A 17,498-nucleotide genomic window follows, 5' to 3' on the forward strand; every position below is an offset into this window, starting at 1 on the left:
GTCGGCGGGGCGACCAGAGAGCCGTGCTTTCCGATTCGCTCGCTCATTTGGCGCCCTCGTCGTGTTCGCTCGCGGCGCCGAGGAGGTAGTAGTCCTCTTCGGTCTCCCCGAGCCGCATCTCGTGCGGCGGCGTCTCCATGCCCTCGATCAGCGGGGCGAGCAGCATCTCCTTGGTGTAGATGAGGCTCTCCCTGCTGTCGTTGGCCAGCTCGTATTCGTTCGTCATCGTGAGCGCCCGCGTCGGGCACGCCTCGATGCACAGGCCGCAGAGGATGCAGCGCAGATAGTTGATCTGGTAGGTCCGGCCGTAGCGCTCGCCCGGCGAGTAGCGCGCGTCCTCGCTGTTGTCGGCGCCCTCGACGTAGATCGCGTCCGCGGGGCAGGCCCACGCGCACAGCTCACAGCCGATGCACTTTTCCAGGCCGTCGGGCCAGCGGTTGAGCTGGTGACGGCCGTGGAAACGCGGCGCGGTCGGCTTCTTGACCTCGGGGTATTCGACCGTCTCCACCTTCATGAACAGCTGGTGGAAGGTGACGCCGAACCCCTTGACCGGGTTCAGGAAATCAAGCACGGGTGGCCTCCGCGGACTTGTCGGCGCGGGCATCTCCGGCACCGTGGTAGTGCGGTGCGTCGAGCGGGGGCACCGGGAACCCGCCCGCCATCGGATCCGGCTCGGGCTCGGCGGCCTCCTCGGCCGCTCCCGCCTTGCCGCTCCCGGACGCTCGCTCCCAGATCGCCGACACCACCAGCAGGATCACGATCAGCACGGCCGCGCCCAGCATCACCGGGCGCATGTCGTGCTTCTCGTTGCGCAGCGCACGCACCGCGGACACGAAGAGGATCCAGCCCAGCGACACCGGGATCAGGACCTTCCAGCCCAGCCGCATCAGCTGGTCGTACCGGACACGCGGCAGCGAGGCGCGGACCCAGACGAAGAAGAAGATGAACATCCACAGCTTGATCAGGAACCACAGGATCGGCCACCAGCCGGAGTTGGCTCCGGACCAGATCCCGGTGATCGGCCACGGCGCGCGGTAGCCACCGAGGAACAGCGTGGTGCACAGCGCCGACAGCGTCGCCATGTTGATGTACTCGGCGAGGTAGAACATCAGGAACTTCAGCGAGGAGTACTCGGTGTGGTAGCCGGCCACCAGCTCGCCCTCGCCCTCGGGCAGGTCGAACGGGATGCGGCCGGACTCCCCCATCATCGTGAACAGGTAGATCACGAATGACGGGAACAGCAGCACGACGTACCAGGACGGAAGGTGTCCCGTCATGCCGAGGAAGTGGTACGTGCCGCCGTGCGCCTGGGCGTTCACGATCTCGGAGGTGGACAGCGACCCGGCGAACAGGAACACCGCCACGAACGACAGGCCCATCGCGATCTCATAGGAGATCACCTGGGCGCTGGAACGCATGCCGCCGAGCAGGGAGTACGGCGACATCGACGACCAGCCGGCGAGCACGAAGCCGTACACGCCCATCGAGGACATCGCCAGGACCAGCAGCACCGCGACCGGAAGGTCGGTGAGCTGCAGGGGCGTCTTGTGGCCGCCGATCGACACGATCCCGCCGAACGGGATGATCGAGAACGACACGAGCGCGGGCGCGGCGGCCATCACCGGGGCGAGGAAGAAGACGACCTTGTCCACGCCGCGGGGGACGATGTCCTCCTTGGTCGCGCCCTTGATGCCGTCGAGCAGCGACTGCAGCAGGCCGAACGGGCCGGCGCGGTTCGGGCCGGGGCGCAGCTGCATGCGGCCGATGACCCGGCGCTCGAACCAGACGGACAGCAGCACCGTCAGCAGCAGGAACACGAAGATGACCAGCGCCTTGGCGCCGACCAGCCACCAGGGGTCGCAACCGAACGACCCCAGGCCGTACGGCTTGCCGGTGCACTGCTCGGTCCGCGGTGTGGCGGCCAGCGCATCCGCGAGCAGGTGGGTGGTGGGGACGTTCATGCGACGCTCCCGTTCTGGATCTTCACGACGTCTCCGGCCTGGACGCCGAGGTCGCGGTAGACCGCCGACCCCGGTGAGTTGGCGGGCAGCCAGACCACGCGGTCCGGCATGTCGGTGATCTCCAGCGGCAGAGTGATCTCGCCGTGAGCCGTGGCCACGGTGACCTTCCCGTCCGCTCCGATCTCCTCGGCGGTCGCCGCGCTCAGCCGGGCGACCGCGGTCTTCGCGGTGCCGGCGAGGAACGGCTCACCGGCCTGCAGCGTGCCCGCGTCGAGCAGCATCCGCCAGGTGCCCAGGATCGCCTCGCCGACGCCGGGCTCGCCCGGCACCGCGGCGGTGATGCTCGGATGGCCCGGCCGGGTGCCCTTGAACCCGCCGAGTGTGGCGAGCTCGCGGCGCACCGAGGCGGAGTCGGGCAGGGCGAGGTGGACGTCCATCAGGTCGGCGATCGCGCGCAGCACCTTCAGGTCCGACATCACCTGCGGGACCTTGAGCACGGCCTCGAACGGACGGCCGCGGCCCTCCCAGTTGACGAAGGTGCCGGCCTTCTCCGTGATCACCGCGACCGGGAGCACGACGTCGGCGCGGTCCGTGACGGCGCTGACGTGCTGCTCGAGGCTCACGATGAACGGCGTGGCCTCCAGTGCGGCCAGCACCTCGTCGGGGTTCGGCAGGTCGTACGGGTCGACGCCGCCGATGAGCAGGGCGTCGATCTCCTCCGCGCGGGCGGCGGCGAGGATGCCGGCGGTGTCGCGGCCGGGCGTCTCGGGCAGGGCCGCGACGCCCCAGGCGCGTGCCACCTCGGCACGCGCGGCCGCGTCGACCACCGGGCGGCCGATCGGCAGCAGGCCGGGCAGGGCGCCCGCCTCGATGGCGCCGCGCTCACCGGCACGGCGCGGTATCCAGGCGATCCGTGCGCCGGTGGCCGCGACGAGGCGGGCGGCGGCCGACAGCGCGCCCGGTACGGCGGCGAGACGCTCACCGATGAGGATGACGGCACCTTCGGTCTTCAGCAGCTCGACGGCGGCCTTGCCCGCGTCGTCGAGTCCGACGCCGGTGATGAGGTTGCCGAGAGCCTCGGCCTCTCCGCCGGGCGCCGTCGAGACGAGCGTGCCGCCGACCTTGGCCAGGCCACGGGTCGCGAAGGGCGCGATCGAGTGGACCTTGAGGCCGTGCTTGCGCACCGCCTTGCGGAGCCGCAGGAAGACGATCGGCGACTCCTCCTCCGGCTCGAAGCCGGCCAGCAGCACCGCGGGGGCCTTCTCCAGCTCGTCGTAGGTGACGGTGATCGGGCTGCCCGCGACGGACGCCGCGATGAAGTCGGCCTCCTCGCGGGAGTGCGCGCGGGCGCGGAAGTCGATGTCGTTGGTGCGGAGCGCGAGCCGGGCGAACTTGGCGTACGCGTAGGCGTCCTCGAGCGTGACCCGGCCGCCGGTCAGGACGCCCGCTTTACCGCGGGCCCTGCTCAGGCCCTCGGCCGCGATGCTCAGGGCCTCCGGCCAGGACGCCGGCTCCAGCACGCCGTCCTCGTTGCGTACCAGCGGGTGGGTCAGCCGGTCGGGTGCGGTGGTGTGGGTGAACGCCCACCGGCCCTTGTCGCAGTTCCACTCCTCGTTGACCTGCGGGTCGTCACCGGCGAGGCGCCGGGTGACCTTGCCGCGCCGGTGGTCGGTGCGCTGGGCGCAGCCGGAGGCGCAGTGCTCGCAGACGCTCGGCGTGGAGACGAGGTCGAACGGCCGGGAACGGAAGCGGTACGCCGATCCGGTCAGCGCGCCGACCGGGCAGATCTGCACCGTGTTGCCGGAGAAGTAGGACTGGAACTCATGGCCGGGCGCGATGCCGACCTGCTCCTTGGCGCCGCGGTCGAACAGGTCGATGAAGGCGTCACCGGCGATCTCGTCGGAGAACCGGGTGCAGCGGGTGCACTGGATGCACCGCTCGCGGTCCAGCAGCACCTGGCTCGACAGGGCGATCGGCTTGGGGAACGTGCGCTTCTTCTCGACGAACCGCGTCTCGCCACGGCCGTTGGACATCGCCTGGTTCTGCAGCGGGCACTCGCCGCCCTTGTCGCAGATCGGGCAGTCCAGCGGGTGGTTGATGAGCAGCAGCTCCATCACGCCGTGCTGGGCCTTGTCGGCCACCTCGGAGGTGAGCTGGGTCTTGATGACCATGCCCGGCATGACGGTGACGGCGCAAGCCGGCTGCGGCTTGGGCATGCCGCGCCCGTTGCCGGCGTCCGGGATCTCCACCAGGCACTGGCGGCAGGCGGCCACCGGGTCGAGCAGCGGGTGCTCGCAGAAGCGAGGGATCTGGACGCCCAGCAGCTCGGCGGCCCGGATGATCAGCGTGCCCTTGGGCACGCTGATCTCGAACCCGTCGATCGTGACGGAGATCAGGTCCTCGCGCTTCTCGACCTGGGTGCTGTCGGTGACGGTCACTGTGCTCCACCCCCGGTAACTACGCCCGCCGCCCCCGTGGCACCTGCCCACACAGTGGAGGCGGCCTGGTCGAACGGGCAGGCGCCCGTCTCGAAGTGCCGGATGTACTCGTCGCGGAAGTACTGGATGCTGGAGGTGACCGGACTGGTGGCACCGTCGCCCAGCGCGCAGAACGAGCGGCCGAGGATGTTGTCGGACAGGTCGAGCAGCGTGTCGAGGTCCTCTTCGCTGCCCTGGCCGTTCTCCAGACGCTTCAGCATCTGCTTGTACCAGTACGTGCCCTCGCGGCACGGTGTGCACTTGCCGCAGGACTCGTGCGCGTAGAACTCGCTCCAGCGGAGCACCGCGCGTACGACACAGGTCGTCTCGTCGAAGATCTGCAGCGCACGGGTACCCAGCATCGACCCCGCGGCGCCCACGGACTCGAAGTCCAGCGGAACATCGAGGTGCTCGTCGGTGAAGAGCGGGGTGGACGAGCCGCCCGGGGTCCAGAACTTCAGCTGGTGGCCGGCGCGTACGCCGCCCGCCATGTCGAGCAGCTCGCGCAGCGTGATGCCGAGCGGCGCCTCGTACTGGCCGGGCCGGGTGACGTGGCCGGACAGGCTGAAGATGCCGAAGCCCTTGGACTTCTCGGTGCCCATCGAGGCGAACCAGTCGGCGCCGTTGGTGATGATCGAGGGGACGCTGGCGATCGACTCGACGTTGTTGATGACGGTGGGGCCGCCGTAGAGGCCCGCCACCGCCGGGAACGGCGGCTTGAGCCGAGGCTGGCCGCGGAAGCCCTCGAGGGAGTCCAGCAGCGCCGTCTCCTCACCGCAGATGTAGGCGCCCGCGCCGCTGTGCACGACGAGCTCCAGGTCGAACCCGGAGCCGAGGATGTCGGTGCCGATGTAGCCGGCCGCGTACGCGTCCGCGACGGCCTGCTGGAGGCGGCGGATGACGTGCAGCACCTCGCCACGCACGTAGATGAAGGCGATGTTCGCGCGGATGGCGAAGGCGCTGATGATCACGCCCTCGACCAGCGCGTGCGGGTTGGCCATCATCAGCGGGATGTCCTTGCACGTGCCCGGCTCGGACTCGTCCGCGTTGACGACCAGGTAGTGCGGCCTGCCGTCACCCTGCGGGATGAAGCCCCACTTCATGCCGGTGGGGAAGCCCGCGCCGCCACGGCCGCGCAGGCCGGAGTCCTTCACCGCCTGGACGATGTCGTCCTGCGGCATCTCCAGTGCGGTGCGCAGCGCCTGGTAGCCGCCGTCGTCCTCGTACGCCGCGAAGGTGAAGGAGTCGGGCCGGTCCCAGATCTTGGTCAGGATCGGCGTGAGGGTGGTCACTCGGCACCTCTTTCAGGCTCGGGCGCCGCCCAGCCGGAGTCCTTGGCGAGCTGGAGACCGCGCAGTGACGCGTAGCCGGCCTGCGTGCCCTCGCCCGCACGGCCGTCGTTGAAGCCGGCCAGCACCCGGGACGCCTGCTTCCAGGTGCACACCGAGTCCGCGCCGCGGGTCGGGGCGACCTGCTTGCCGGCCCGCAGGTCATCGACGAGCTGCTTGGCCTTGGCCGGAGTCATGTCGTCGAAGAACTCCCAGTTGACCATCATCACCGGGGCATAGTCGCAGGCCGCGTTGCACTCGATGCGCTCGAGGCTGACCTTGCCGTCGTCGGTCGCCTCGTCGTGACCGACACCGACGTACTCGCTCAGCTCGCGCCAGATCTGGTCGCCGCCCATGATCGCGCACAGGCTGTTGATGCAGACGCCGACGTGGAAGTCGCCGACCGGGTGCTGTTTGTACTGGGTGTAGAAGGTCACCACACCGGTCACCTGCGCCGGTGTGATGCCGAGCGCGTCCGCGCAGAACTGGATGCCGGCCTCGGAGATGTACCCCTCCTCGGACTGCACCAGGTGCAGCAGCGGCAACAGCGCCGACCGCGGCTTGGGGTACTTCGCGATGATCTCCTTAGCGTCCCTTTCGAGACGCTCCAGGATCTCGGGCTCGAACTCAGTCACCGGTCCACTCCCCCCATCACCGGGTCGATGCTCGCGACTGCGGCGATGATGTCGGCCACCATCGCCCCTTCCGAAGCGGCCGGGATGGCCTGCAGGTTCGTGAAGGACGGGTCGCGGAAGTGCGCGCGGTACGGCCGGGTGCCGCCGTCACTCACCAGGTGGCAGCCGAGCTCGCCGCGCGGCGACTCGACCGGGGCGTAGACCTGCCCGGCCGGCACGCGGAATCCTTCGGTGACCAGCTTGAAGTGGTGGATGAGGGCCTCCATGGACTGGCCCATGATGTGCGCGATGTGGTTGGGCGAGTTGCCCATGCCGTCCGGGCCCAGCGCGAGCTGGGCAGGCCAGCCGATCTTCTTGTCCTGGATCATCACCGGGCCCGACTTGGCCGAGCCGGAGCTCAGCCGGTCGAGGCACTGCTCGATGATTTTCAGCGATTCTTCCATCTCCTGCATGCGCACGAGATAGCGGCCATAGACATCGCAGGTGTCCTGGGTGGCGACGTCGAAGTCGTAGGTCTCGTAACCGCTGTACGGCTGGGACTTTCGCAGGTCCCAGGGCAGCCCCGTGCTGCGGAGAACCGGCCCGGTCACGCCCAGCGCCATGCAGGCGGTCAGGTCGAGGTAGGCGATGTTCTTGGTGCGCGCGAGGTAGACGGGGTTGGCGTCGAGCAGCTTGCGCAGCTGACCGAAGCGGTGCCGCTCGCGCTTGACGAAGTCGCCGATCTTGTCGATGGCGCCCGGGGGCAGGTCCTGCGCGACGCCGCCCGGCCGGATGTAGGCCATGTTCATGCGCAGCCCGGCGATCATCTCGAAGATGTCGAGGGCGTACTCACGCTCAAGGAAGCCGTTCAGCATGACCGTGGTCGCGCCGAGTTCGAGGCCGAACGTCGCGATCGCGACCAGGTGGGAGGAGATCCGGTTGACCTCCATCATCATGACCCGGATGACCTGCGCGCGCTCGGGGATGTCATCGGTGATGCCGAGCAGCTTCTCCACGGCCAGGCAGTACGCCGTCTCGTTGAAGATCGGCGCGAGGTAGTCCATGCGAGTGACGAACGTGGTCCCCTGGGTCCACGTCCGGTACTCCATGTTCTTCTCGATGCCGGTGTGGAGGTAGCCGATCCCGACGCGGGCCTCGTCCACGGTCTCGCCGTCGAGGGTGAGGACCAGCCGGAGCACACCGTGCGTGGACGGGTGCTGCGGGCCCATGTTCACGACGAGGCGGTCGTCCTCGGACTCCTGGGCGCCCTGGACGACCTCGTCCCAGTCCTGCCCGGAGACGTTGAAGACGGTGCCTTCGGTCGCCTCATCCGTCCCGTACGCGTCATAAGTGGTGCTCATACGTACGACCTCCGCTCGTCCGGCGGTGGCACCGTGGCCCCGCGGTACTCGACGGGGATGCCGCCGAGGGGGTAGTCCTTGCGCTGCGGGTGGCCCATCCAGTCGTCCGGCATCATGATCCGGGTCAGCGCCGGGTGCCCGTCGAAGATCAGACCGAAGAAGTCGTACGTCTCGCGCTCGTGCCAGTCGTTGGTCGGGTAGACCGACACGATCGAGGGGATGTGCGGGTCCTCGTCCGGGCAGGTCACCTCGACCCGTACGCGCCGGTTGTGCGTCATCGACAGCAGCGGGTAGACCGCGTGCAGCTCGGCGCCCGCGTCCGCCGGGTAGTGGACGCCGGAGACGCCGGTGCACAGCTCGAAGCGCAGGGCGGGGTCGTCGCGCAGGACCTGCATGACCTCCAGGAGGTTCTCGCGGCGTACGACGAAGGTCAGCTCGCCGCGGTCGACGACGACGCGCTCGATCCCGTCGCCGAAGCCGGGGTAGGCCCGTTCGAGGAGGTTCGCGACCTCGTCGAACTCCCCCTCGGCGCCGGTCGTGCGCGGCCCGCCGTACGGCCGGTCGCTGCCGACCTTGGGCGACTGGCGGACGACGAGGCCGCCGAAGCCGGAGGTGTCGCCGGTCGTCCCCGCGCCGAACATGCCGCGGCGCGCGATCGGCTGCTCCGCGCGTTCTTCCTCGCGCTGCGCGGGAAGCTGGTCGGCGGCCTGCTCGGCCTTCTGCTCAGGGTGCTGAGAGCTCATGAGGTGGTCACCTGCCGCGGCTGGTCAAGAAGGGGAAGCTGCCGGAGGCGTGCGCGCTCCAGCTCCTCGATCTCCTTCTTGCGGTGCGGGCCCATCTTGGTGTTCTGGATCTTGTCGTGCAGCTTGAGGATCGCGTCCAGGAGCATCTCCGGCCGCGGCGGGCAGCCGGGCAGGTAGACGTCGACCGGCACGATGTGGTCGACGCCCTGGACGATCGCGTAGTTGTTGAACATGCCGCCCGAGGAGGCGCACACGCCCATGGCGATGACCCACTTCGGCGAGGCCATCTGGTCATAGATCTGCCGCAGCACGGGCGCCATCTTCTGGCTCACCCGGCCCGCGACGATCATCAGGTCCGCCTGCCGCGGCGAGCCTGAGGCGCGTTCCATGCCCCAGCGGGAGAAGTCGTGACGCGGATCGCCCGTCGCCATCATCTCGATGGCGCAGCAGGCGAGGCCGAACGTCGCCGGCCAGACCGAACTCCTGCGCGCCAGGCCGATGACCTGCTCGACCGTGGTGAGCATGACACCGCTGGGGAGCTTCTCTTCTAGACCCATCTCAGTCCCACTCCAGACCACCGCGACGCCAGACATAGGCGTACGCGATGAGGACGGTGACGATGAACAGCACCATTTCGACGAGGCCGAACAGTCCCAGGTGGTCGAAGGCGACCGCCCACGGATAGAGGAAAATGATCTCGATGTCGAAAACGATGAAAAGCATCGCCGTCAGGTAGTACTTCACCGGGAACCGCCCGCCGCCGACCGGCTGCGGGGTGGGTTCGATGCCGCATTCGTACGCTTCGAGCCGGGCGCGGTTCCAGCGCTTTGGGCCGGTCAGCGACCCCATGACCACCGAGAAGCCCGCGAAACCCAGCGCTAGTACGCCAAGCACGACAATCGGAACGTAGAGGCTCAAATCTCTACACCCCCCTCTCGGTGAATGCCATTGGGGCGCGCGTCCGGCGCGGCACGGTCGTCGGGCACGACCGGGATTTCCATCCTAGGCACGGCGATCATCACTTCTTCTCTCGGGGTGTCACGCTGCGGGTGCGAGTTTGGACATCGCGTTGATGACGCGGTCCATCGCGTCGCCACCCCGCGGATCCGTGAGATTGGCGAGGAGCTTGAGCGTGAACCTCATCAGTGTGGGGTGCGGGAGCCCGTGGCGCGTGGCGAACTTCATCAGGCGGGGATCCCCGATCGCCTTCACGAAGACCCGGCCGAGCGTGTAGTAGCCGCCGTAGGCCTCCTTGAGCACGCGCGGGTAGTCGTGCAGCGCGCGCTCACGCTGGGCGGCGGTCGGCCGTCCGAGGGCCTGCACGATGACCTCCGCCGCCATCTCGGCGGACTCCATCGCGTACGCGATGCCCTCGCCGTTGAACGGGTTGATCATCCCGCCGGCGTCGCCGACGAGCAGCAGACCGCGGGTGTAGTGCGGCGTGCGGTTGAAGCCCATCGGGAGCGCGGCGCCGCGTACCGGCCCGGTGGCGTTGTCCTCCTGGTAGCCCCACTCTTCGGGCATGCCGGCCAGCCAGCTCTTGAGCAGGCCCCGGTAGTCGACGTTCTTGAACGCGTCGCTCGTGTTGAGCAGGCCCAGGCCGACGTTGGAGGTGCCGTCGCCGACGCCGAAGACCCAGCCGTAGCCGGGCAGCAGGCGTTCGCCGTCCCACAGCTCCAGCCAGGACTCGAGGTAGTCGTCGTCGTGGCGCGGGCTCGTGTAGTAGCGCCGCACGGCCACGCCCATCGGGCGGTCGTCGCGCTTGCGCAGGCCCATCGCCAGCGAGAGCCGGGTGGAGTTGCCGTCCGCGGCCACGACGAGCGGCGCCGTGAACCGGGCCTCGCCGTCGGGGGTCTTGGCGATCACGCCGGTGATCCGCCCGGTGTCGTCCACGATCGGCTCGGTCACCGAGGTGTTCAGCCGCAGTTTCGCACCGACCGCGACCGCGCGCTCGGCGAGGATCTGGTCGAAGTCCATCCGCGTGCGGACCAGGCCGTAGTCGGGGTAGCTCGCCAGATCGGGCCAGGGCAGTTCCATGCGGACGCCGCCGCCGATGATGCGCAGGCCCTTGTTGCGGATCCAGCCCGGAGCGTCGAGGTCGACGCCCATCTTGATCAGCTGCTTGGTGGCGCGGGGGGTGAGGCCGTCACCGCAGACCTTCTCGCGCGGGAACACCGTCTTTTCGAGCAACAGGACGTCGAGACCGGCCTGGGCCAGGTGGTAAGCGGCGGTCGAGCCCGACGGACCGGCACCGACGACGATCACGTCGGCCTCCGTCGCGGAGAGGTCCTGCCTAATCTCGGCGCGTGTCTCGATCACGGGCCCTCCTCCGTCGGCCTTACGACCGGCGGTGCTGTGTTCGTCGGTTCCCTCGCTGCGCTCGGTCACGAGCCCTCCTCCGCTGGTCTCGCGACCGGCGGTGCTGTGTTCGCTGGTTCCCTTGCTGCGCTCGGTCACGGGAATCCTCTGTGGGCTGGTCGGTGGTGTCGCCTGGGGAGGGCGGGCTCGATGCCGTGCCGGATCGTACGGCCCTGGAGGAGGCTCGGTGCGACCCGGGGTGCCATCTTCGGGTCTTGTTCATTTGTGAAGCGCTTCACAAGCGTGCCACACGCTGAGTCTAAACCTTCTCGGGGGTTGGTCGGGAACCGTGCGGCCGTGCGGATCGTTCGGGCGAGGCCCATGCCCGGACACCCCGCGACTTGCGTAGGCTCGACGACCATGACGCGCGCATCCCTGGACAAGCAGCCGGCCGAGGTCGCGGCCATGTTCGACCGCACGGCCGCGCGCTATGACCTGCTCAACGACCTGATGACCGGCGGGCTGGCCCGCTCCTGGCGTCGTGAGGTCGTCCGCGCGGTGGCCGCACGGCCGGGTGAGCTGGTACTCGACGTGGCCGCCGGTACGGGCACCTCTTCGGTGCCGTTCGCCGAGGCAGGCGCGCTGACCGTAGCGTGCGACTTCTCCCTCGGCATGCTAGAGCAGGGCGTACGCCGTCAGGCCGGGAAACGCGGCCTCGCCTTCACGGCCGGCGACGCGCTCCGGCTGCCGTTCGGCGACGCGTCCTTCGACGCGGTCACGATCTCCTTCGGCATCCGCAACGTCAGCGACACGCCCGCCGCGCTGACGGAGATGCTCCGGGTGACCAAGCCAGGCGGCCGACTGGTGATCTGCGAGGTCAGCCATCCGCCGAACCCCGTACTGCGGCGGATGCACGGCCTGCACCTCAAGGTCGGCCTGCCGCTCATGGCGAGGGTCAGCTCCAACCCGGACTCGTACCACTACCTGGCCGAGTCGACCGCCGCGTGGCATGACCAGGAGGCCTTGGCCGGCCTGCTGCGACAGGCGGGCTGGGAGTCGGTCCGCTACCGCAACCTGACGTTCGGCGTGGTCGCACTACACCACGCCTGGCGGCCGACCGAGTAGACGGGCGGCCCCACGGCCTGTCTCGAAGTCGTCGGCCGGGACCCGCACCCGTCGTGGAGCCCACCCGCCGTGAAGCCCACCCGCCGTGAAGCCCACCCGCCGTGAAGCCCACCCGCCGTGAAGCCCACCCGCCAGTGAGAATGGTGGGGCAGGCGATGCTGGTGTGGTTTGGCTCTTTGCCCGCCCGACCTCGTGAGTGAGTGTCTTTCCCCGGATCTGTCGGCCGTGCTGGTGTGTCTGCGGGGTGTGCGCTGGGCCGGTGCCGTGACTTGATAAGAGCTCGGCCTAGGAGCCTCATCACTGGTCTGTCCGATGCACCGGCCCAGCGCGTGCCACGTCTCGTTTCCCTCACGAGGATTGGCAGGTTCAGGATGGCACGCAGGAGCAGGCGACCGGACAAGCGGCGGGTCGTGGGTGGGGTCGACACCCACCACGACACCCATCACGCCGCGGTGGAGTTGATGAACGGCGGCCGGATCGCGGACGCGCAGTTTCCCGCCACGGTTGAGGGCTATGCGCGGTTGCTGGCCTGGATGGAAGGCTTCGGCCGGATCCACGCGGTCGGGGTGGAGGGCACCGGCTCCTACGGAGCGGGCCTGACCCGGTACCTGCGCGGTCAAGGTGTCACCGTGGTGGAGGTGAACCGGCCCGACCGCCGTCAGCGCCGCAGTGTCGGTAAGTCCGATCCGTTGGATGCTTATGCCGCCGCTGATGCGGTGCTGGCCGGCCGCGCCCGCGCACTGCCCAAAGGCAACGACGGGATCGCCGAATCGATCCGGGTGCTGCACCTGACCCGGACCGGAGCCATCAAGGCCCGCACCGCAGCCATCAACGAACTACGAGCCGTGCTGGTCACCGCACCGGCACAACTTCGCGAACACCTCACCGGCAAACCCACCCCGGCACTGATCAGCGCATGCGCACGGCTGCGCCCAGGCACCGACCTGACCGACCCGCTCCACGCCACCAAACACGCCCTCCGCGCGCTGGCCCACCGCCACCAGCACCTGACCACCGAAATCGATGGTCTCAACCTGCACCTGAAAGCCTTGATCACCCAGACCCGCCCCGACCTGCTCGCCATTTACGGCGTCGGGGTCGAGACCGCCGCACAGCTGCTGATCACCTGCGGCGACAACCCCGACCGCCTCACCACCCCAGCCGCCTTCGCCGCTCTGTGCGGGGTGGCCCCGATCCCTGCTTCCAGTGGCAAGACCACCCGGCACCGGCTCTCACGCGGCGGAGACCGCCAAGCCAACCGCGCCCTCTACCTGATCACCATCACCCGCATGAGCCACTGCGCCCGAACCCGAACCTACGTCCAACGCCGCACCAGCCAAGGCAAACCCAAACCCGAGATCATCCGCTGCCTCAAACGCTACCTCGCACGCGAACTCTTCAAAGCCCTCACCAGCACAAACACCACACCCAGCGACCTACCAGCCGCCGCTTGACACCACATAAGAGCATCCAGGGGGAACCATCCCACTCACATTGTCCAGCGGGAACAGCGGCAGGCGAAAGTAGAGCGGGGTTCTGTGGATAACCCTGGCGGTGGCGCCACCCAGGCGGCACCACCAGGCAGCAGCACGACTTTGAGACAGGGCCTGGCTAGTCGGCGTCCTCGCGGGCGGCGCCCTCGGCCATGTTGTCGCGGATGCGGCCTGCCCGCTCGGTCACCGAGTTGGAGACCGCGTCACGCTGGCGTGACAGCAGGACGAAGCTGATGACGCCGCTGATCAGAATGGCCAGCCCGAGCAGCAGAAATCCGCGTGCCCCGACCAGGAAGAGCACGCCGGCGGTGGCGGCGAACAGCGCGAGCCGCGAGAGGCTGTAGATGAGTACGGAACGCATGGCCTTCTGAGGCTATCCCCCTCGGCCGCGTACCTCACCATCCCCCTCGTGTTACGCGCCCTGGCGCAGGATTTCCGCGTACATCGCGGGATCGGCGTTGCCGCCGGACACCACCGCGACGAAGCGCCCGCGGCCACCCGCGTCGACCCTTGACAGATAGGCCGCGGTCGCGACGGCGCCGCCGGGTTCGGCGACGAGCCGGGCGCGCTGGGCGAGCTGCCGCATCGCGTCGGCGATCTCCTCTTCGCTCACGGTCACGATGTCGTCGACGTAGGCGCGCAGATGCTCGAACGGCAGCTCCCCGACGCACTCGACGCGGAGGGAGTCGGCGATCGTACGGTGCGTGTCGGCGCTGGGCCAGGCGATCCGGCGGCCGGCGCGGAAGGAGGCGCGCGCGTCGGCGGCGAACTCGGGCTCGACGCCGATCACCCGGACGTCGGACCGCTTCGCCTTGATCGCGGCGGCGATTCCGGAGACCAGCCCGCCACCGCTGATCGGTACGAGCACCGTGCTCACGTCCGGCGCGTCCTCGAGGATCTCAAGCCCGATCGTGCCCTGGCCCGCGATGACGTGACGGTCGTCGAACGGAGAGACGAGGGCGTAGTCGTGCGCGACGGCCAGCCGTTCGGCCGTCTCGACACGGGCCTCGATGGTCGGCTCCACGAAGACGATCTCGGCGCCCAGCAGACGGCACGCGTCGGCCTTGATCGCCGGAATCGTGTTCGGCACCACGAGCACCGCCGGGACGCCGAGCACCTTCGCCGCGTACGCGACCGCCTGGGCGTGGTTGCCGCTCGAGTGCGCGATGACGCCGTTCTTACGGTCGGTCTCGGGAATGTTACTGATCGCGGTGTAGGCACCGCGCAGTTTGAACGAGCCGACCGGTTGAAGTGATTCCGGCTTCAGTTGGAGGGAGGGAGCCGAGGGCGATTTCGCGGAGAATGTGACCAGCGGCGTACGGAGGATGATGCCGTCAAGCTCGCGAGCGGCATCCTCGATCTCCTCCAACGTAACAAGATCGGACATACCCGAACCCTAAGGGGCCGCAAAGACCTCGTGAGAACCGGGCACCCACGAGCGGAGCGGCCCGATCGGACGACCCAAACTGCAACCGGCCGATCACATCTGGTCATTACTGCATGTCACAAAACTACGTAGCGTGATGTTTTCCGAAAACAAGGGAGAAACCATGCTTCAACCGGCACACTTAGAAACAGTCCTTCCGCCACGAGAGCGGGACAAAGGGGGAAGAAAACGTGGAGAGCACGAGCGAGCGCCTGCTGACCCCAGGCGAGGTCGCTGCCCTGTTCCGGGTCGATCCGAAAACTGTGACACGCTGGGCCGCCGCCGGCCGGATCAGTAGCATCCGGACTCCCGGTGGACATCGCCGTTTCAGAGAGTCAGAGGTGCACGCGCTACTACGCGGCGAGGAGGCCGTCGACTCCCACGATCTCAGCCGCTAGGCGATCGTCTCTCGGAGTCCTCGCGACCGGCACCTGCCCCCGGTGTCCCGTCACTCTTCGGCCTGCTCGGCTTTGAATTCCTCGAACTCACGGCGTAGCGCCTCGTCTTCGGCGCGCCATCGGCGGTGCTTGTCCGCCAGCTCCTCCTCCGTGATGGACTGATCGAGAAGGCGCTGATAGTCAGGGTCATCGGGCCCGATCTCGACATAGGCCTGCCCGATCACGCGCCCGGTATCGCCCTGCGCCCTCCTCCCCTCACGCCCGGGTCCCACCGCCCCCACGGGCACCCGAAGGGTCCCGTCGGGGAGTCTGATGACGTACATCGCCCCTCCCCTAAATTCCGTATTTGCGGTTGAAGAAAAGCATCACATTGAGCGCGGCGCGAGTGTTGCCGCCGAGCATGTCGACAAGTGCAGGCCGTTGTCGAGACGCGATCGCCGCGAAGGCATCGGCGAAGAACTCATGGCGCCCGAGATCGTCGGTGCCAATGTGAAAATCACTCGCAAAATGCGGAAGGCATTGCTCGTACAGTGCACGGAACTCGGCACTGTCGGACTGCCATTGTCGTGGCCCGTCTTCGACGATCCGGCCATCGATGTCATCGAGCGCATGGCCGATCTCATGCAACATCACGTCGGGAGTCGGGGAAGGGCGATCACCGACGACGATGGTCCGATCCCCGTACGCACCGGCGCAGATGTCCCACGTTGCCTTGCCGGACGGCAACGGTGCCCCGCGCAGGTACTGCATGTCGTCAAGGTCGGGGACACCGCCGGATCCGACATAGATTCCGTCGAGGCCCTCGGCGAGCTTGTCCTTGAGCGCCTCGGGGAGCTCCGCGAGGCTGTCCACGGCGCGTACGGCGTCCGGAGGGGCCGAGCGGCCGTCCGCGGCCCACTGGCGGTACAGGATGCCTTCGAGGGCGCCACAGTGGCGCCGGCCGTCCCTGAGGTCGACCGCGTCGGCCGGATGCGGCGCCGCGCGCGGGAGGTCCTCGTCGAGCTCGAAGTCGCGCCACGTGTAACGAGGCTTGGCCCGATCCTCGGGAACGGCGTCCCCGTCGCGCGCACCGCTCAGCCGGTCCGCGGGCTCGATCTTGCGGAACCGTCCGCGCGCGTCCCTGGGCTGGAGGCGGCGCGGCCGGCCGGCGGCCCGCTCGACCGTGGCCGGACGATCGTGCTCGCCGACCGAGTCCTTGGACCGCCGATGCCGCCCGCGGCTGTCGGTGGCCGAGACCTCGACCTGACGGCGGTTCCCCCGGTAGCGCATCGAACGCCCCCTCAGCACCTCCGTGCCCCGCGCACGCCTGCCCGGGGCTGGTGTCTGTTTCATACGCCGGTGCCCTACTGCGCTGCGGGCGAGGCTTATGAGACGGACCTAGGCCGTAGCGTAAGCCGGATTCTCGGACTCCGTCACCCACCGCCCCCGCGTACGAACGGCCCGCACTGGCCATGCGACGTCGGCGCTTGCAGGCCCGAGCTACGCTGCGAAGCATGCTCGTCCTTGCCGCCGTGCTCATCCTGGTCGCACTCGGCGTCTGGCTTTTCTGCCTCTTCGAGGTGCTGTCCATCACTGAGGGCGATGCCCGTCATCTGCCAAAATTCGCCTGGTTCATGATCGTGCTGCTTCTCTTCGATCTCGGCGCGATCGCCTGGCTCGTCTTCGGACGCCGTCGCGGGTACGTCACCGCCGACGTCTCCGCCTGGCCCCCGGACTTCCTCATGTCCGGAGACGGCGGCCCACAGGAGCCGGACGCACCGCTTCCCGTGGGACCCGACGACGATCCGGAGTTCCTCCGTCAGCTCGACCGCCGCCTGCGAGGCGACGACCAGGGCTGACCTGAACCGCTTTGCAACGACCGGGGAGGAGGGCCGCGGCCCTCCTCCCCGGTCGAAGCGCCAGCCTCGCCACGCCGCCACCACGCCGTACGGCGGCCGCGACCCCGCGTGGGGCAACCGGCCCCGGTCGACCGGCACCGGCCCCCGGTCGACCGACACGGGGCTTCCAGCGGCATCGCCGCCTCAGGAAGCCCTGCCGGACCAGGCATGCGCCCACCACATCCGGTCGGGCGCTCGCGTCCCCACCGCGCGGCGCCGACTCATGGCGGCGCCTTCCTCCGTGACCACGACCGCCACCAGGAACACGCACCTGCGCCAGATCACGAACGCCCTGACGAGCCAAACCGGGCGCGCCCGGCCATCGGCCTCGGCACCTGACACCCACCCGCATCTCGCTCCGCTCCGCAGAGGGCGAGAACCACGTAGGTGGGTGTCA

At 68.8% G+C, this 17,498-nt stretch carries 18 protein-coding genes; 4 read left to right on the forward strand and 14 right to left on the reverse strand.

The features are described 5' to 3' along the window. Positions 1-43 precede the first annotated feature (43 nt). From nuoI to FB559_RS11610, 10 genes are all read right to left on the reverse strand, one after another. Positions 44-571 (reverse strand): NADH-quinone oxidoreductase subunit NuoI, encoded by a 528-nt coding sequence (nuoI, locus tag FB559_RS11565; RefSeq protein ID WP_141955613.1) that lies wholly within the window; start codon positions 569-571, stop codon positions 44-46. Further along, complete coding sequence (gene nuoH, locus FB559_RS11570; protein WP_141955614.1) at positions 564-1,961, reverse strand: NADH-quinone oxidoreductase subunit NuoH; 1,398 nt, start codon at positions 1,959-1,961, stop codon at positions 564-566. Before nuoH ends, nuoI begins: the two co-directional genes overlap by 8 nt. After that, positions 1,958-4,399 (reverse strand): NADH-quinone oxidoreductase subunit G, encoded by a 2,442-nt coding sequence (locus FB559_RS11575; RefSeq protein ID WP_141955615.1) that lies wholly within the window; start codon positions 4,397-4,399, stop codon positions 1,958-1,960. The genes nuoH and FB559_RS11575 overlap by 4 nt, the downstream gene beginning before the upstream one ends. Continuing rightward, positions 4,396-5,730 carry an NADH-quinone oxidoreductase subunit NuoF gene (gene nuoF, locus FB559_RS11580; RefSeq protein ID WP_141955616.1) on the reverse strand — a complete coding sequence of 445 codons (1,335 nt, stop codon included), beginning with the start codon at positions 5,728-5,730 and terminating at the stop codon, positions 4,396-4,398. Before nuoF ends, FB559_RS11575 begins: the two co-directional genes overlap by 4 nt. Then, positions 5,727-6,401 (reverse strand): NADH-quinone oxidoreductase subunit NuoE, encoded by a 675-nt coding sequence (gene nuoE / locus FB559_RS11585; RefSeq protein ID WP_141955617.1) that lies wholly within the window; start codon positions 6,399-6,401, stop codon positions 5,727-5,729. Before nuoE ends, nuoF begins: the two co-directional genes overlap by 4 nt. After that, positions 6,398-7,741: an NADH-quinone oxidoreductase subunit D gene (locus FB559_RS11590; RefSeq protein ID WP_141955618.1), complete on the reverse strand. Its 1,344-nt coding sequence runs from the start codon at positions 7,739-7,741 to the stop codon at positions 6,398-6,400. Before FB559_RS11590 ends, nuoE begins: the two co-directional genes overlap by 4 nt. Beyond that, positions 7,738-8,484 carry an NADH-quinone oxidoreductase subunit C gene (locus tag FB559_RS11595; protein WP_141955619.1) on the reverse strand — a complete coding sequence of 249 codons (747 nt, stop codon included), beginning with the start codon at positions 8,482-8,484 and terminating at the stop codon, positions 7,738-7,740. The genes FB559_RS11590 and FB559_RS11595 overlap by 4 nt, the downstream gene beginning before the upstream one ends. Next, positions 8,481-9,041 carry a NuoB/complex I 20 kDa subunit family protein gene (locus FB559_RS11600; protein ID WP_141955620.1) on the reverse strand — a complete coding sequence of 187 codons (561 nt, stop codon included), beginning with the start codon at positions 9,039-9,041 and terminating at the stop codon, positions 8,481-8,483. The genes FB559_RS11595 and FB559_RS11600 overlap by 4 nt, the downstream gene beginning before the upstream one ends. 1 nt (position 9,042) lies before the next feature. Next, positions 9,043-9,402, reverse strand: a complete 360-nt coding sequence (locus FB559_RS11605; protein ID WP_141955621.1) for an NADH-quinone oxidoreductase subunit A — start codon at positions 9,400-9,402, stop codon at positions 9,043-9,045. A 120-nt stretch (positions 9,403-9,522) separates the two neighbouring features. Next, the gene (locus FB559_RS11610; RefSeq protein WP_141961633.1) at positions 9,523-10,803 is read right to left on the reverse strand and encodes a geranylgeranyl reductase family protein; all 1,281 of its coding nucleotides are present in this window, start codon (positions 10,801-10,803) and stop codon (positions 9,523-9,525) included. Between the two features lie 399 nt (positions 10,804-11,202). Here FB559_RS11610 and FB559_RS11615 point away from each other — a divergent pair, with 399 nt between their 5' ends. Both FB559_RS11615 and FB559_RS11620 read left to right on the forward strand, forming a co-directional pair. Continuing rightward, positions 11,203-11,907: a class I SAM-dependent methyltransferase gene (locus tag FB559_RS11615; protein ID WP_141955622.1), complete on the forward strand. Its 705-nt coding sequence runs from the start codon at positions 11,203-11,205 to the stop codon at positions 11,905-11,907. Positions 11,908-12,317: 410 nt separating this feature from the next. Next, positions 12,318-13,361: an IS110 family RNA-guided transposase gene (locus FB559_RS11620; protein ID WP_246121524.1), complete on the forward strand. Its 1,044-nt coding sequence runs from the start codon at positions 12,318-12,320 to the stop codon at positions 13,359-13,361. Positions 13,362-13,518: 157 nt separating this feature from the next. Here FB559_RS11620 and FB559_RS11625 read toward each other — a convergent pair whose 3' ends face one another. Then, on the reverse strand, positions 13,519-13,761 hold the full coding sequence (locus FB559_RS11625; RefSeq protein WP_141955624.1) for a DUF4229 domain-containing protein: 243 nt from the start codon (positions 13,759-13,761) through the stop codon (positions 13,519-13,521). A 51-nt stretch (positions 13,762-13,812) separates the two neighbouring features. Further along, on the reverse strand, positions 13,813-14,787 hold the full coding sequence (locus FB559_RS11630) for a threonine ammonia-lyase (RefSeq protein WP_141955625.1): 975 nt from the start codon (positions 14,785-14,787) through the stop codon (positions 13,813-13,815). A gap of 230 nt (positions 14,788-15,017) precedes the next feature. Here FB559_RS11630 and FB559_RS11635 point away from each other — a divergent pair, with 230 nt between their 5' ends. Then, entirely contained in the window at positions 15,018-15,224 is a 207-nt protein-coding gene (locus FB559_RS11635; protein ID WP_141955626.1) for a BldC family transcriptional regulator, read from the forward strand. A 50-nt stretch (positions 15,225-15,274) separates the two neighbouring features. Here the strand turns inward: FB559_RS11635 and FB559_RS11640 are convergent, their stop codons facing one another. Beyond that, complete coding sequence (locus FB559_RS11640; RefSeq protein WP_141955627.1) at positions 15,275-15,547, reverse strand: hypothetical protein; 273 nt, start codon at positions 15,545-15,547, stop codon at positions 15,275-15,277. Positions 15,548-15,557: 10 nt separating this feature from the next. Next, entirely contained in the window at positions 15,558-16,493 is a 936-nt protein-coding gene (locus FB559_RS11645; protein ID WP_246121526.1) for a hypothetical protein, read from the reverse strand. Between the two features lie 224 nt (positions 16,494-16,717). On the opposite strand from FB559_RS11645, the gene FB559_RS11650 reads away from it, so the two are divergent. Beyond that, positions 16,718-17,062: a PLD nuclease N-terminal domain-containing protein gene (locus FB559_RS11650; RefSeq protein ID WP_141955628.1), complete on the forward strand. Its 345-nt coding sequence runs from the start codon at positions 16,718-16,720 to the stop codon at positions 17,060-17,062. Positions 17,063-17,498 lie beyond the last annotated feature (436 nt).

The organism is Actinoallomurus bryophytorum (genome assembly GCF_006716425.1).
GTDB classification, from domain to species: Bacteria; Actinomycetota; Actinomycetes; order Streptosporangiales; family Streptosporangiaceae; genus Actinoallomurus; species Actinoallomurus bryophytorum.

What these genes read in the sequence shown, in the direction of transcription:
- nuoH (WP_141955614.1), bottom strand. Translation starts at nt 1,961, where the DNA reads ATGAACGTCCCCACCACCCACCTGCTCGCGGATGCGCTGGCCGCCACA.
- FB559_RS11590 (WP_141955618.1), bottom strand. Translation starts at nt 7,741, where the DNA reads ATGAGCACCACTTATGACGCGTACGGGACGGATGAGGCGACCGAAGGC.
- FB559_RS11595 (WP_141955619.1), bottom strand. Translation starts at nt 8,484, where the DNA reads ATGAGCTCTCAGCACCCTGAGCAGAAGGCCGAGCAGGCCGCCGACCAG.
- FB559_RS11600 (WP_141955620.1), bottom strand. Translation starts at nt 9,041, where the DNA reads ATGGGTCTAGAAGAGAAGCTCCCCAGCGGTGTCATGCTCACCACGGTC.
- FB559_RS11615 (WP_141955622.1), top strand. Translation starts at nt 11,203, where the DNA reads ATGACGCGCGCATCCCTGGACAAGCAGCCGGCCGAGGTCGCGGCCATG.
- FB559_RS11625 (WP_141955624.1), bottom strand. Translation starts at nt 13,761, where the DNA reads ATGCGTTCCGTACTCATCTACAGCCTCTCGCGGCTCGCGCTGTTCGCC.
- FB559_RS11630 (WP_141955625.1), bottom strand. Translation starts at nt 14,787, where the DNA reads ATGTCCGATCTTGTTACGTTGGAGGAGATCGAGGATGCCGCTCGCGAG.
- FB559_RS11640 (WP_141955627.1), bottom strand. Translation starts at nt 15,547, where the DNA reads ATGTACGTCATCAGACTCCCCGACGGGACCCTTCGGGTGCCCGTGGGG.
- FB559_RS11645 (WP_246121526.1), bottom strand. Translation starts at nt 16,493, where the DNA reads ATGCGCTACCGGGGGAACCGCCGTCAGGTCGAGGTCTCGGCCACCGAC.
- FB559_RS11650 (WP_141955628.1), top strand. Translation starts at nt 16,718, where the DNA reads ATGCTCGTCCTTGCCGCCGTGCTCATCCTGGTCGCACTCGGCGTCTGG.